This window comes from Mycobacterium sp. 1245852.3, assembly GCF_001669335.1.
GTDB lineage: Bacteria > Actinomycetota > Actinomycetes > Mycobacteriales > Mycobacteriaceae > Mycobacterium > Mycobacterium europaeum_A.
This window is the reverse complement of record NZ_LZLL01000319.1, coordinates 16,424-30,292: the sequence shown is the minus strand read 5'-3', so window position 1 is coordinate 30,292 and position 13,869 is coordinate 16,424. Positions and strand designations below refer to the sequence as shown.

Sequence of the window (13,869 nt, the reverse complement as noted above, 5' to 3'; positions counted from 1 at the left end):
GTCGATCAGCTCCGCGCGTGCATCGCCGGTGCACTGCCGATCACGCCGTCGGCTTCCAGCTCGGCGATCTGCGAATCGGACAGGCCCAATTGGGACAGCAGTTCGTGGTTGTGTTGCCCCAGCAACGGCGCATGCGCGGTGTGGAACTTGTGGGGACAGGTCGAGAACCTCATCGGCACGGTGCTGAGCCTAGCCGGGCCGTTGACGGGATGGTCGACAACTTCGAAGAAATCCCGAAAGGCCAACTGTGCCAGCTCGGGTTGCCGGTGCGGTTGCATGACCTTGGCCACCGGCACGCCCGCGTCCCACAGGGTTGTGACGATTTCGTCGCGGCTGCGGCGCTCGCACCAGGCGGCGAGCTGGCCGTCGATTCGGTCGTGGTGCAGGCGCCGGCCCGCCTGGGTCGAAAGCGCGGAATCGGTTGCCCAAGAAGGTGACCCGATCGCCCGGGCCAGACTGGCCCACTGCTCGTCGGTGGCCACGGCGATGGCGACCCAGCTGTCGAGGCGGCCGAATTCGTCGATGTCGGCGCTCAGATAGAGGTTCTGCGGCGCGGCGGTGGGTCCCCGGTTGCCGGCGCGCGCCAGCAGCGCGCCGTACGCCGAGTACTCGATGACCTGCTCGGCGGCGATGTTGAGCGCGGCATCGACCATCGCCGCTTCGACGAACACGCCCTCGCCCGTGCGGCGCCGGTGCTCGAGCGCCAGCAGTATCGCGTTGAGTGCATGCACGCCCGCGTTAGGATCTCCGATCGAATACGGGTCATACGGCGTGCGATCGGGATAGCCGGTGAGCCAACTCACCCCGGAGGCCGATTCGATGACGTAGGCGAATGCCGGGTTGTCACGCCAGGGTCCCTCCAGGCCGAAGCCCGGCATCCGCACCATCACGATGTCCGGTCGAATCGACTGTGCGGTCGGGAAATCCAGGCCGATCTGGTCCAGCACGCGCGGCGTAAAGTTCTCCACGAGCACGTCGGACGTTGCGATGAGCTCGCGCAGCAATTCCCGGCCTCGCGGACTCTGCAGGTCCAGGGTGAGGCCTTTCTTGTTGGTGTTGAGGGCCTCGAAGATCGGAGACTTCTCCCACCACCGGTCCTCGGTGATCGGTATGCCGGCGATCATCCGCGTGCCGTCGGGCCGGCGGGTCGACTCGACGTGAATGACCTCGGCGCCGAGCAGGGCCAGCGCATGCGTGCAGCAGGGACCGGCCCAGAACGTCGTCATGTCTAGCACCCGAATACCGCTGAGCGGCAGCGGTTTCGCGACCCCGCTCGGCGCGGGCCGCGCCGGGAGATGCGCGGTGCGGTAGCGCTCGGTGTGCTCGCCCAACCGCGGCGCCGGCTGCGGTTGGCGTAGCTGCGCGGGCCGCATGCGGTACGGGTGGCTGGGCTGCTGGAAGCCGTCGCGCGGATTGCGCACGAACGAATCGCGCGCCACGAACTGGTCGAACGACGTCACGTTGGCGCCGTTGGCGACGGGCGCGTTCGGGATGCGGAATGCCGAAGCCAGTTCCCGGATTTCGTCGACCGGGGTGTCGGCCAGCCAGGCGAAGATCTCCTCGGCGTGGATGTTCGCCTGCTCGGTGATCGACAGCGGCGATTCCTCATCGATCCACTCCGGGCGGCCCACCATCGCGCACAGGTCGAACCACTGCTGCGCGGTCCCACACCCGAGGTCGACCAGGCCATCCTTGGCCTGAGCCACTCCAGGAATGGTCGGCCGCCGCATGTCTCGCCACGGCCGGCCGAGCACTTCGAAGTAGGAGACCGGGTAATAGGTGAGGCACAGGATCTGCGTCTCGAGCATCGACAGGTCCAGCAGCTCTCCTGCCCCGCCGTCGATTCGGCGCCACCGGGACGCCAGGGTGGCCACGCTCGCGTAGACGCCGGCCAGGTATTCGCCGACCTGACCGCCGACGAAGACGGGCGGACGCTCCTGCTCGCCGCGGCCCAGCCCGACGATTCCTCCCGACCACGCCTGCAGCGTGAACTCGGTCGCCGCGCGGTCGCGCCACGGGCCCGCCAGGCCGAACGGCGTGATCGCGGTGACCGTCAGATGTGGGTGCCGGGCGTGGATGCCGCGCGGCGAAAAGTTCGGGTGTTCGGCCACTTCGGAGCCGGCGGACCACACCACCGCATCCGCGGCGGCCAGCAGCCGGTTCACCAGTTCGACGTCGTCGTCGGCGGCGGGATCGGCGACGACACTGTGTTTCGCCCCGGCCAGGAAGCTGAACAGCGCGCCGTCACCGCCGGCCGGGATGGTGGCGCCCGAGGCCGACCATGCGCGCAGCGAGTCACCCTGCGGAGGCTCCACTTTCACGACGTGGGCACCGCCGTCGGCAAGCAACTTGGTGCAGTAGGCGCCGGCTATACCGGTGGACAGGTCGATCACGGTATAGCCGTCAAGCGGCGGTTCGACGCGACGTTGCGTCACTGCTTCTTTCTCTTCGCGTTGCTGTTCTTGTCGGCTCGCGCCTTCTTGCGGGCCTTCTTGCTCAGCCGCCATTCGGCGGGGAACTTGACGTCGTTGTCCTTGACCGCGTCACCCAGGCCCCGCTTCATCGCGTCGCCGAGCATCAACTCATCGCCGGCGTCCGGGCGGACACTGCCTCCCATTGACTCGAACACGCCGCTGAGCATGCTGCCCAGATATTCGCCCTGGAACTGCTTCATGATTTCGAAGAAGACCTTCTGCATGAAGACCGTGTCCGTGGGGCGGTTACTGGCACACGCGAGCGCGTACTTGTCCACCTCGGCCTCGAGTTCAGCCCGCGGCACCACGCTGTTGAGGAAGTTGCAGTCATACATCTCCGCGGCGGTGAAAGCCCGTCCGGTGAACACCATCTCCTGAAACTTGCGGATGCCCATGGTCTGCGCCCACCACCACATGCGGGGCCCCCAACCGTAATACCGGAACGACGGGTGCCCGAACAGCGCGTCGTCGCTGGAGATCACCAGGTCGGCATCGGCGGCCTGGTAGAAATGCCAGCCGTAGCAGTAACCCTTGGCCTCGAGGATGCTGATCTTCTTGAAGTCCTGCAGGCCGCGAATGCCCGAGTTCGGGTTGGCATACCACTGGCCGAGCGTGGCACCGTTACGAAGCGACCCCTGCGGCGGGTATCGGACTTCGTCAGCGCCGATCCGGTATTCGGCGAGCCGCGGACCCTGGTCCGCCGCGTCGCGCATCCGCATGGCCTCGGTGAGATCCGCACCCGAGCCCAAGTCGTCGCCGGCACCGCGGACCACCAGAACCTTGACGTCGTCGTCGATGTTGGCCCGGTGCAACAAGTCTGCGTAACGCACCCGCGCGGCGATCGTCGGCGCGTTGAGATAGTCCGGGCGGTCGAACGTGATCGTGGCGATCCGCGTCGTGGCGTCCTTGTCATACCGGATGATCTCTTCGGCCGCGGGCTCGGAGGGCTCGTTCATGGCTAGGGTTGCCAGAACGGGCTACCGGTGAGCACCTCGGGGGCGTCGGCGGTGATCAGGACCGCCTCTCGCCCGAAGACAGCGCCGACTCCCTCTTCCCATACATAACCGGTGACGGCCAGCACCATCCCGGGCTCGAGGCGTTCGCCGGCCGCGGTCGCGGGCAGATGCTTGGAGACGACGGGCGGGTCGAACCCCATGCCCAGGCCGCGGGCCACCGGCATCGGCGGCTCGGGCTCGCCGGCGGCGTGGTAGGCGGCGAGCAGTTGGCCCGCGCCCGCCCCGGGCCGGCAGGCACCGATCAGATTGCCCCACAGGCTCTCCCAGCGCCGCTGCAGGGCGGCGGCCCCGTTGGGCGCGTGCCTGGTGTCGGCGGGCCAGGTCCGGCCGACCTCACCGACGTAGCCCCCGGCCAGGACGCCGGCGGAGAAGGCCACCAGATCGCCGTCCTGGATACGGCCGTCGTTCCGATCACCGTCGTCGGCCCGCCGCCATGGATGCTTGCGTGAAGTCACCCATGCGACATCCTGATTCGACGGGGTGCTGACCCCGCCGGCCGCGGATGCCTCCAGCAGGACGCCGGCCAGCGCCTGCTCGGTCACCCCCGGCCGCAACTCGGATACCGCGGCCGCCAGGGCCGACTCGGCCACCGCGACGGATTCCCGGATGGCCGCTATCTCCTCGTCCGTCTTGATGCGGCGTGCCGCCCGCATGGCCAGCTCGCCGTCGACCAGCTGGGCGTTGGGAAACGCGGTCGGTAGCAACTGGGCGAAAACTGGTGAGAGGGCGTCGGTTCCGACGCGCCGCGCGCTCGCCGCGCCGTCGATGCGCTGCAGCGCCGACATGGTGTTCATCGGATTCCACGAGATGCCGTAGAGGTTTTCGTGAGGGATGTCTTCCGGAACGCCCTCGTCCCAGGTGCTCAGGAGGTGGACGGCGCCGGTTTCGCGCACCAGCACGCAGGTCGGGCCGAAGGGCCGGGTACCGGCGACCCACAGTTGCGGCGCCCCGGTGACATACCGGACATTGGCTTGCCGGCCGAGGACCAGGACGTCGAGATCGTGTGCGGCCATCTGGGCCAGCGCCCGGCGGCGGCGGCCCAGGCGCAGCGTGCGCTCGTCAGGCAGGACTTCAGTTGCCATAAGGGTCATAGGGGTAGTCGGTCAAACGGATCCAACCTTCCTCGGTGATCACCAGAACCTCTTCGCTGCGATAGCCGCCGGTGCCGTCCTCCCAGACGACGGGCTCCAGCACCAGCACCATCCCGGATTGCAGGACGAAATTCTCGTCGAACTCCTGGCCGAGATCGGTTCCTATCATGGGCATTTCGGCGGCATTGACGCCGATTCCGTGGCCCAGGTAGAAGTGCGGCAGCCACGGCTTGGTGCCACCGTTGGCCTTGATGGCGGCGCGCCCCAGATCCGCGGCGGTGGCACCGGCCTTGGCGACACCCAGGACCGCGCTCATGATCTCGAACCACTTGTCGAACTGCGCCTGTTGACGGGGTGACGGATCGCGGCCGACGATCCAGGTGCGCCCGAAGTCCGAACAGTAGCCCTGATAGGTGATGCTGACGTCGGTCCACAGCACGTCGCCTTCGGCCAGCTCGCGTTCCGTGGTGAGCAGCGGCAGCGCCAAGTCGCCGTGTGTGGTCCACACACCCTCGGCCTTGCTGGGCGGCATCACCTGCCAGATCGGCTCAAGCATGCTGGCCGTGGCGCCCAGCTCGAAGGCGCGGCGCAAAAAGCTTGCCGACAAATCGATTTGACGGATCCCCGGGGCCAAACTCTTCTGCACTTCGACCATCGCCTCGTCGGTGATCTGGATCGCGGTACGCATGCACGACAATTCGTCCGGAGTCTTCACCGACTTGGCGGCGCTGACGATGGCCGCGGCGTCGACGGGTGCTCCGCCCGGGAACAGAACCTTGGCGGCACGCGACATGGCGCCGGTGAACTCGTCGACCGCGATTACCGCAGTGGCCGGGATGAGATCGGCCAACTGATGCGCGAAATGCTCGACGCCCTCGTCGAATTCGAGATATACGGGCCCGTGCAGGTGATCGGCGGGCAGGTCCGACTCCTGTGCGGCCCCCTCGCGGAACGGCAGGAACACGTGTGGCCAGTCGTCGTCGGCGAGCACCACGGCCACCGGCCGCTCGACGTAGGACAACCCGGCGTCGCCGAGCGGCCAGCTGGCCCCGGTGGCGTAGACCACCGCGTTGTTGCCCAGCAGGATCATCGCGTCGACACCGCGCTCCGCCATCGCCGAGCGCAGCCGGGCCCCCGTCGCACGGCGCAGGCGGGCCAGGTCGGCGGTTTCCGGGATCACCAGTCCGTTGCCGGTGTCGGTGTTCAGTTGCGCGAATGTCGTCACTACAGACCCAGGAACTTCGTGACGTTGTCGCTGACGATCTTCACCGCGTTCTCCGGACCCACCGCATCCACAACGGATTTCAGTGATTTCTCGGAATAGCCGTAGGTGCTCTCGTTGTGCGGGTAGTCGCTGGACCACATCACCTTGTCCACCCCGATCTGATCGATCAGCTGCAAGCCCAGCGGGTCGACCATGAACGAGGCGCTCATGTGGGTGTCCCAGTAGTAACGCGGTTCGTGCTCGAGAGTCCGGTTGAACATGTGCTGGTACGAGCCCATCAGGTGGTCGGCGTCTTGCAGCGCCCACGGCACCCAGGAGATGCCGCCCTCGAACCAGCCGATGCGCAGCCCGGGATGATCATCCAGAATTCCGGTGAAGAGGTACTTGGCGAATTGCTCACGGAATCCGTCGATGTTGATCATCATCCCTACCACCACGCTGTTGAACTGGCACGGCGTTTTCGGTGGGGTCTCCCCGATGTGGTGGGTCACCGGAAGACCGGCGGCCTCGATCTCGTCCCAGACCGGCTTCATCGCGGTGCTGCCGTAGTCGATGATGTTGCCGTCGTCGTCCTTGCCCGGGTTGAGCGGCAGCAGGAACGTCTTGAGCCCCAACGACTTCAGCTCTTCAAGCGTCGTCCTGGTGCCCTGCGGGTCCCACCAGTTGATCAGTCCGGCGCCGTAGAAGTGGCCGTTCGAGCGCTCCTGCAGCTCGGCGATGTATTCGTTGTAGATGCGGAAGGCGAGCTCACGAAGCTGCTTGTCCGGGTAGTGAAACAGCGCCAGCACCGCGTTGGGAAACGCCAATTCCTTCTCGACGCCGTCGTCGTGCAGCTCCTGGATGCGCGCCTCGATGTTGGTGCTCGCGGCGCCGGGCAGGTCGTCGTATTGCATCAGCACGGCGCTGAAGTCGCCCGGCAGGAACGACTGCCCCTTGCGGCCCACCTGGTAGGCGCCGTCCTCGTACCAGATCCGCGGGGCCTTATCCTTCAGGTCGTCCGGGAAGCGTTGGTAGAAAATGTCGTCCGCGAGCGAGATGTGGTTGTCCGCGGAGAAGACGACGGTCCCCTGTGGAAGGCCGACGTCGCTGCCCGCGGCGTGACCACGGCGGTCCTTCGGAGCGCCATAACCGCCGGGCGGGTAAAGCGTACTTGTTTGAGTCGTCATCGTTGACCCTCCATTCGGATCCGAATATTTGATGAGTAGCGGGCTGGCTACCAGGTCACCGGCAGTTCGTAGACGCCGTAGGCGAGTCGGTCGTCCTTGAACGGAACCTCCTCGATCGGAATGGCAAGTCGCAGTGTGGGAATGCGCCGCACCAGCGTGTGGAACACGATCTGCAGCTCGGCGCGGGCCAGCTGCTGCCCGACGCACTGATGCCGGCCATAGCCGAATGCGACGTTGCGATCTGCGCCGGAGCGATGCAGGTAGAGCCGGTCCGGCTCCGCGAACGCGTCCGGATCCCAGTTGGCCGGGGCGAGATCGATGATGATGCCCTCACCGGCGCGAATGGTTTCGCCGGCGATGTGGATGTCTTCGAGCGCGACGCGGCGCTGGCCGTTTTGAATGATGCTCAGGTAGCGCAGCAGTTCCTCGACCGCGCTGGCGATGACCTTCGGATCTTCAGCGTCGCGGATGACGGCCAACTGGTCGGGGTTTTCCAGCAGGGCGAGCACGCCGAGACCGATCATGTTGGAGGTGGTCTCGTGCCCGGCGATCAGCAGGCCGGTGCCCAACTGGGCGGCCTCCTTGACGCTGAGTTCGCCGGCCTTGACCCGCTCGGCGAGGTCGGAAACCGCGTCCTCGGCCGGGTTCTCCATCTTGGCCTCGACCAGCTGAGCGAGGTATTTGTTCAGGCTCATGGCGCCTTTGACGGTGTCTTCACCGGTGGCGTAACGCGCGAGGCCGACGTTGGCGTGATGCTGGAACATGTCGGCGTCTTCGTAGGGGACGCCCAGCAGCTGGCTGATCACCAGCGAGGGCACCGGGAGCGCCAATGCGGTGACGATGTCGGCGGGCTGCGGCCCGGCGAGTATCACATCGATGTGCTCGTCGGTGATGCGCTGGATGGTCGGGCGCAGACCTTCGACACGCTTGAAGGTGAACGGCTTGGACAGCATCCGCCGGAAACGGGTGTGCTCCTCGCCGTCGGCGGTGAAGACCGATCGCGGCCGCTTGTGCACCGTGGACAGCATGCCTTCGTTCCAGTGCGGGAAGCCGGGCTGCCGGTCGTCGACGCTGACCCGCGAATCCGAAAACAGCTCGCGCACTTGCTCGTAGCCGGTGATGAGCCACGGTGTGCTGCCGTCCCAGATCCGGACCCGGGACAGCGGTCGGGCTTCGGCCAGCGCCATGACATCCGGCGGTGGCGCGAAGGGGCAGCGCGGCTCCCTGGCCATCGGGTAGTCCGGAATTTCGGACGCGTGCTCCGCCGCGGTGCTCGTCAGGGTGTCGGACATCGTTTTCATTCCTCGATGTGGATGGCAAGCGCGGGGCAGGCCGCCGCCGCCCGGCGCGCGCCCTCGGCCTGCTCGGGCGTGGGATTGGGATTGAGCAGCAGCACGACGCCGTCGTCGTCGCGCTGGTCGAACACTTCGGGCGCGTTCATCACGCAGTTCCCTGATGAAGCGCAAAGGTCTTGGTCGACAGTCACTTTCATTCGCACGCCCTTCACTCGTACGCCGTCACGGGCGCCAGCCACAGGCCCACGATCGCGTCGATGAGTCCGGACGCCGCGGCACGCCATGAACGATGGGACGTCACCGCTCCTGCGGCGAGCGCACGTTCACGATCGGCGCAGGTGTGCATCAACAAGTTTCGGGCCATGATGTTGCGTTCGAAGTGCACCTCGGCCGGCAGTTCGGGCAGGCAGCGGTTGATTCCCTCGACGACCTGGACCAGCGACGGGGAGCTGAGCGCGCCCTTGACGATGATGTTGTAGTAGGCGGGGTCGGTCATCGCCTGGGCCGCAAAACGCGCATACCAGGTCGGATTTCCGAGCTCCTCCAGGTGATCGGTGAGCGGGCGCACCAAACAGGCCACCCAGTTGCGCATGTCGGTCGAACCGCCCGTGTCTAGCAGCTCGGTCACCATCTGTTCGCGCAGTTGCTCGACGGGCCCGCGGTGCTTGTGCTCGATGGCCCGCACCAGGTCGGCCTTGGTGCCGAAGTGATAGCCGACGGCGGCGTTGTTGCCCTGGCCGGCGGCCTCGCTGACCTGCCGGTTGGACACGGCGAACATGCCGTGCTCGGCGTACAGGCGCTCGGCCGCCACGAGAATCGCCTCTTGGGTGGAACTGGCCCGATCGGTGCGAACGGTCCGGCCGGCGGTGGTCATTGGATCAGTCAACCCCGTACGGTACTTTAAGTCAAGCGATTGATTTAAATTTTTGGACCGTCCATCATCGCGCTCGGGGCCTTCCGGCGGTGTCAGCTGTGTCGCTTGGACCGGATCGGCTTGCCCGCCACGGTCCCACCGTCGACCGGAAGCACCGTCCCGGTGACATAGCGCGAGCGGTCGGTGGCGAAATACAGCGCCGCCTCGGCCACGTCGTCGGGCGTGCCCTCGCGCTTCAGCGGCCGGTCCTCCCGCATCGTCTCGCGAATTCGCGCCTCGAACTGCCGCAGCTGTTCGGGGTCCATGCCGGCACCCGACTTGCCCAGGATCGGCGTGGGTATGTTGCCGGGCGCGATGGCGTTGACCCGAATCTCGTGAATTGCCAACTCGATTGCCGCGGCCTTGGTGAACTGAATGACGGCCGCCTTGGACGCGCGGTAGATCATCACACCGCCGCCGGCCTGGATGCCGCCGATCGAGGTGATGTTGATGATGGATCCGCCCTCGTGTTCGGCCATGTGCCGCGCGGCATCTCGGGTGCCCGCCATCACGCCGAGCACGTTGACCCCCATCACCCGGTGAAAATCGGCGAGGTCGTCGTCGAGCAATTTCCGCAGCGGGCTGGAGATCCCGGCGTTGTTCACCATGACGTGCAGACCGCCGAACTCCTCGACGGCATCGGATACCAGCGCCCCCACCTGTTCGGGATCGGAGACGTCGGTCGTCCGGAAGGCGGCCGCGCCGCCGAGCGATGCGGCCAACGCCTCGCCGCGGTCGGTCTCGACATCGGCGATGACGACTCGCGCGCCCTCGACCACGAACCGCTCCACGAGTCCGCGACCGATGCCCGAAGCGCCGCCGGTGACGATGGCGACCTTGCCGTCCAATTCGTTGACCACACGACGAGTTAATCGGCGCCTGCCGCGTTAAGTCAAGCAATTGATTTAAGACACGGGCCGCGGTCGGTGCTCGACGCCATAGGCAGGTGCGCTCGGTAAAGTCGAACGGCAAATCACTTTCCAGCGGCGGTGTGGGTGAAAGATCAACAGGCACAACCTTTGCGTGGTCGGCGCGCGGAATGTGCTGCCCTCGACCGGCTGGTGTCGGGCGCCCGCTCGGGCAAGAGTCAGGTTCTGGTGCTGCGGGGCGAGGCAGGCATTGGCAAGACGGCGCTGCTGGATTTCGTTTCCGAGCGTGCCCCGGGCTTCCGCGTGGCTAGGGTTTCCGGGGTGGAGTCCGAGATGGAACTCCCGTTTGCCGCTTTACAGCAACTGTGCGTGCCACTGCTGGATCGCATCGATCAACTGCCGCCTCCGCAGCGCGGTGCACTGGAGATCGCATTCGGCCGGAGCGCCGGACCTGCGCCGGATCGCTTCCTCGTCGGGCTGGCCGTGCTCAGTCTGATCGATGCAGCGACCCAGGCCCAGCCCTTGCTGTGCCTCATCGATGACGCGCAGTGGATCGACCGAATCTCGGCCCAGACGTTGACGTTTGTCGCCCGGCGACTGATCGCCGAGCCCGTGGCGATGGTGTTCGCGGTGCGAGACGCCTCGGCCGCCATCGATGCCGATGATTGGGACGGGTTGCCCGGGTTGGCGGTCCGCGGCCTCAATCCCGCCGACGCCCGCGCATTGCTGGATTCGGTGATCCCGGGCCGACTGGACGACGAGGTGCGCGAGCGCTTCGTGGCGGAGACCCGGGGAAATCCGTTGGCGCTGTTGGAGTTGCCCAGGGGTCTGACCGCCGCGCAGCTGGCCGGCGGCTTCCAGCGCCCGGACGTGCAACCACTGGCGGGACAGATCGAGCAGACATTCGTCCGGCGGATCCGGTCACTGCCGGACGAGACCCAGCAGCTATTGATCATTGCGGCCGCAGAGCCGGTGGGCGACGCGGCGCTATTGTCGCGCGCCACAGAGCATTTAGGGCTTCCACTTGACGCGGCGGCCAGAGCGGAAGCGGCCGGATTGATCGAGGTGGGCACCAGGGTGCGATTCCGTCATCCTCTGGTGAGGTCTGCGGCGTACCGCACGGCGGATCTGATGAATCGCCGACGCGTACATCGGGCGCTAGCTGAGGTGACCGACCCACGAAGCGATCCGGACCGGCGCGCGTGGCATTTGGCCATTGCGGCTCCGGGTCCGGACGAATCCATCGCCGCCGCACTCGAGAGCTCCGCCGACCGCGCCCAGGCCCGAGGCGGAGTGGCCGCGGCTGCCGCGTTCCTGGAACGGGCCACCCAACTGACCTCGGATTCGGCCCGCAGAGGGGCACGGGCACTCGCGGCCGCCCAGGCCAAGCGTGACGTGGCGGCCTTCGACGCCGCGGACGAGCTGCTCGCCATCGCCGAGGCCGCGCCACTGGACAAGCTGCAGCAGGCCCGCGTCACCCGACTGCGCGCGCAGATCGTTTTCTCCCGCAGCCGTAGCGGTGATGCCGATGCACCGATGGTCTCCGATGCGGCCGTATGCCTGCTCGACGCCGCACGCCGGCTGGAAACACTGGACGACGCGCAATCCCGCGAAACGTACCTAGACGCCGTGGGGGCGGCGATGTTCGGCGGCCGGCTGTGCCCGCATGGCGGTATTGCGTCGACCGCCGAGGCGGCCCGCGCGGCACCGCCCGGGCCGAAGCCGGCACGGCCGGTCGATCTCCTTCTTGATGGCGTCGCGCTGCGGGCGACGGCTGGACTTGTCCCGAGTCTGGCAGCGATGCGCGAAGCGCTGCGCCTCATCGAAGCTGCCGCCGAGCGCGCCGATGACGTCATGCATTGGTTCTGGCGAGCCTTTCCCATCGTCCAGGAATCTGCCGCCCACGAACTCTGGGACGACGACGTATGGCATCGGCTGGCCACCCACGCGGTACGCCTGGCGCGTGCGGCGGGCGCACTCGCCGTGTTACCGAACGCCCTGGTCTATCGCGCCGGTGTACACGTCCAGGCCGGCGAATTCGCAACGGCATCCCAACTTGTCGAGGAGGCCGACGCCATCTCGGCTGCTACGGGTTATGCCCCGGTCAAATATCACTCGGTGCTGCTGGCCGCTTGGCGGGGCAATGAGAACGTCGCGACCAATCTGATCGACCGAGCGGCAACAGACGGGATCGCCAGGGGCGAAGGCCGAATAGTGGCGTTGACCGGGTATTCCAGCGCTGTCCTCTACAACGGTCTGAGCCGCTACGACGATGCCTTCGCCGCCGCGCGCCAGGCATGCGAACACGAGGATTTAGGTCTGTTCGGCCAGTGCCTCGTGGAACTCATCGAAGCTGCCGCGAGAAGCGGCGCCAAAGACGCCGCCAATGACGCGCTGCGTCAACTCGAAGCCCGGGCGCTGGGGGCCCAAACAGATTGGGCAGCCGGAGTTTACGCGCGATCACGGGCGCTGCTGACTACCGACCGTGAAGCGGAGGTCTTCTACCGGAACGCAATCGAGCGGCTTGCGCGAACCCGCATCGTGGTTCAGCTGGCGCGGGCGCACCTGTCCTATGGGGAATGGCTCCGCCGCTGCAACCGCCGGATCGACGCGCGCGCCCAGTTGGGTACCGCCCACGAAATGTTCGCCCGGATGGGAGCCGAGGCGTTCGCCGAACGGACCCGTCGCGAGCTGCTGGCCACCGGCGAGAAGGTGAGCAAGCGGTCGGCCAAAGCAGGCGCAGCATCCGGCGGTGAGCTCACGGCACAGGAGGCGCAGATCGCCCGGCTGGCCGGAGAGGGGCTGACGAACCCCGAGATCGCCGCGCAGTTGTTCATCAGCTCGCACACCGTCGAATGGCACCTGCGGAAAGTGTTCGCCAAGCTTGGCCTCACCTCGCGCCGCCAACTGCGAGGTTTGGCCAAGGACTTGGCCCCCTGAGTTCGGCATAACTACGGACTTTCCAGGGTTCCGACTTGCCCTCGCCTGAATCATGCTGAAAGGGCCAGTGCATCGGGAGACTTGAAAGGCATGATCATGAAGATTTTGGTAATCGGTGGCAGCGGGCTGATCGGATCACAGGTCGTCGCCATGCTGACCGACCAGGGACACCAAGCAGTCCCGGCATCACCGAGCACCGGCGTCGACACCGTAACCGGGGAGGGTGTTGCCGATGCCGTCACCGGTGTCGACACGGTGGTGGACGTCTCCAACTCGCCGTCCTGGGCCGACGATGATGTCCTGAACTTCTTCACCACCTCCACCCGCAACCTGCTGGCGGCGGAGCGGGCCGCCGGGGTGCGCAATCACGTCGCCTTATCGATCGTGGGCGCCGACCGGGCCGCCGAAAGCGGCTACATGCGGGCCAAGATAGCCCAGGAAAAGGTGATCACGGAATCGGGATCTCCGTACTCAATCGTGCGGGCGACTCAGTTCTTTGAATTCGTTGACGGCATTGCGGATTCATTGGCCGACGGTGACACGGTCCGCGCGCCGCACGGGGCGTTTCAGCCCATTGCTTCGGCGGATGTCGCGACGGCCGTTACCCGTGCGGCGACCGCCGATCCAATCAACGGGGTGATCAACATCGCCGGCCCCGAAAAGCAAGGCATGGACGACTTCATCCGGGCAAGGTTTGCGGTAACGGGTGATGCGCGCCAGGTGGTTACCGATACCGGTGCCCGCTACTACGGTGCGGTGCTCGACGAACGCAGCATCGTTCCCATCGATGGTGAAGATGTGGTCGTCTACCCCACCACCTTCAGCGCCTGGATGGCTTCCCAGACACCCAGCGGCGCCAAGTAAGAGGTTTCTACAGGTG

11 protein-coding genes are annotated in these 13,869 nt (G+C 66.5%); 2 read left to right on the top strand and 9 right to left on the bottom strand.

What is annotated here, in order from left to right:
* Positions 1–5: 5 nt before the first annotated feature.
* The 9 genes from A9W96_RS14495 to A9W96_RS14455 all read right to left on the bottom strand — a co-directional run bounded on the left by A9W96_RS14495 (position 6) and on the right by A9W96_RS14455 (position 10,040).
* Positions 6–2,435 (bottom strand): CaiB/BaiF CoA-transferase family protein, encoded by a 2,430-nt coding sequence (locus A9W96_RS14495; RefSeq protein ID WP_067140675.1) that lies wholly within the window; start codon positions 2,433–2,435, stop codon positions 6–8.
* Entirely contained in the window at positions 2,432–3,430 is a 999-nt protein-coding gene (locus A9W96_RS14490) for an enoyl-CoA hydratase/isomerase family protein (protein ID WP_067140673.1), read from the bottom strand. Before A9W96_RS14490 ends, A9W96_RS14495 begins: the two co-directional genes overlap by 4 nt.
* Positions 3,431–3,432: 2 nt before the next feature.
* Positions 3,433–4,572: a Xaa-Pro peptidase family protein gene (locus tag A9W96_RS14485; RefSeq protein ID WP_067140671.1), complete on the bottom strand. Its 1,140-nt coding sequence runs from the start codon at positions 4,570–4,572 to the stop codon at positions 3,433–3,435.
* On the bottom strand, positions 4,562–5,806 hold the full coding sequence (locus tag A9W96_RS14480) for a Xaa-Pro peptidase family protein (RefSeq protein ID WP_067140669.1): 1,245 nt from the start codon (positions 5,804–5,806) through the stop codon (positions 4,562–4,564). Before A9W96_RS14480 ends, A9W96_RS14485 begins: the two co-directional genes overlap by 11 nt.
* Positions 5,806–6,972 (bottom strand): amidohydrolase family protein, encoded by a 1,167-nt coding sequence (locus tag A9W96_RS14475; RefSeq protein ID WP_067021571.1) that lies wholly within the window; start codon positions 6,970–6,972, stop codon positions 5,806–5,808. Before A9W96_RS14475 ends, A9W96_RS14480 begins: the two co-directional genes overlap by 1 nt.
* A gap of 47 nt (positions 6,973–7,019) precedes the next feature.
* Entirely contained in the window at positions 7,020–8,264 is a 1,245-nt protein-coding gene (locus tag A9W96_RS14470) for a cytochrome P450 (protein WP_067140732.1), read from the bottom strand.
* A 5-nt stretch (positions 8,265–8,269) separates the two neighbouring features.
* Entirely contained in the window at positions 8,270–8,464 is a 195-nt protein-coding gene (locus tag A9W96_RS14465) for a ferredoxin (protein ID WP_066865873.1), read from the bottom strand.
* A gap of 11 nt (positions 8,465–8,475) precedes the next feature.
* Positions 8,476–9,141 carry a TetR family transcriptional regulator gene (locus A9W96_RS14460; RefSeq protein WP_066865727.1) on the bottom strand — a complete coding sequence of 222 codons (666 nt, stop codon included), beginning with the start codon at positions 9,139–9,141 and terminating at the stop codon, positions 8,476–8,478.
* Positions 9,142–9,233: 92 nt separating this feature from the next.
* Entirely contained in the window at positions 9,234–10,040 is an 807-nt protein-coding gene (locus A9W96_RS14455; RefSeq protein ID WP_067140666.1) for an SDR family NAD(P)-dependent oxidoreductase, read from the bottom strand.
* A gap of 135 nt (positions 10,041–10,175) precedes the next feature.
* Between A9W96_RS14455 and A9W96_RS14450 the strand changes: the two genes are divergently transcribed.
* Complete coding sequence (locus tag A9W96_RS14450) at positions 10,176–12,989, top strand: AAA family ATPase (protein WP_369830833.1); 2,814 nt, start codon at positions 10,176–10,178, stop codon at positions 12,987–12,989.
* 96 nt (positions 12,990–13,085) lie between these two features.
* A complete protein-coding gene (locus A9W96_RS14445; RefSeq protein WP_067140729.1) occupies positions 13,086–13,853 on the top strand; it encodes an SDR family oxidoreductase in 768 nt (255 codons plus the stop codon).
* Positions 13,854–13,869: the final 16 nt, after the last annotated feature.

Bases quoted from the DNA above. Each gene is read 5' to 3' on its own strand.
- A9W96_RS14490 (WP_067140673.1), bottom strand. From the start codon at position 3,430: ATGAACGAGCCCTCCGAGCCCGCGGCCGAAGAGATCATCCGGTATGAC.
- A9W96_RS14485 (WP_067140671.1), bottom strand. From the start codon at position 4,572: ATGGCAACTGAAGTCCTGCCTGACGAGCGCACGCTGCGCCTGGGCCGC.
- A9W96_RS14475 (WP_067021571.1), bottom strand. From the start codon at position 6,972: ATGACGACTCAAACAAGTACGCTTTACCCGCCCGGCGGTTATGGCGCT.
- A9W96_RS14470 (WP_067140732.1), bottom strand. From the start codon at position 8,264: ATGTCCGACACCCTGACGAGCACCGCGGCGGAGCACGCGTCCGAAATT.
- A9W96_RS14465 (WP_066865873.1), bottom strand. From the start codon at position 8,464: ATGAAAGTGACTGTCGACCAAGACCTTTGCGCTTCATCAGGGAACTGC.
- A9W96_RS14460 (WP_066865727.1), bottom strand. From the start codon at position 9,141: ATGACCACCGCCGGCCGGACCGTTCGCACCGATCGGGCCAGTTCCACC.
- A9W96_RS14445 (WP_067140729.1), top strand. From the start codon at position 13,086: ATGAAGATTTTGGTAATCGGTGGCAGCGGGCTGATCGGATCACAGGTC.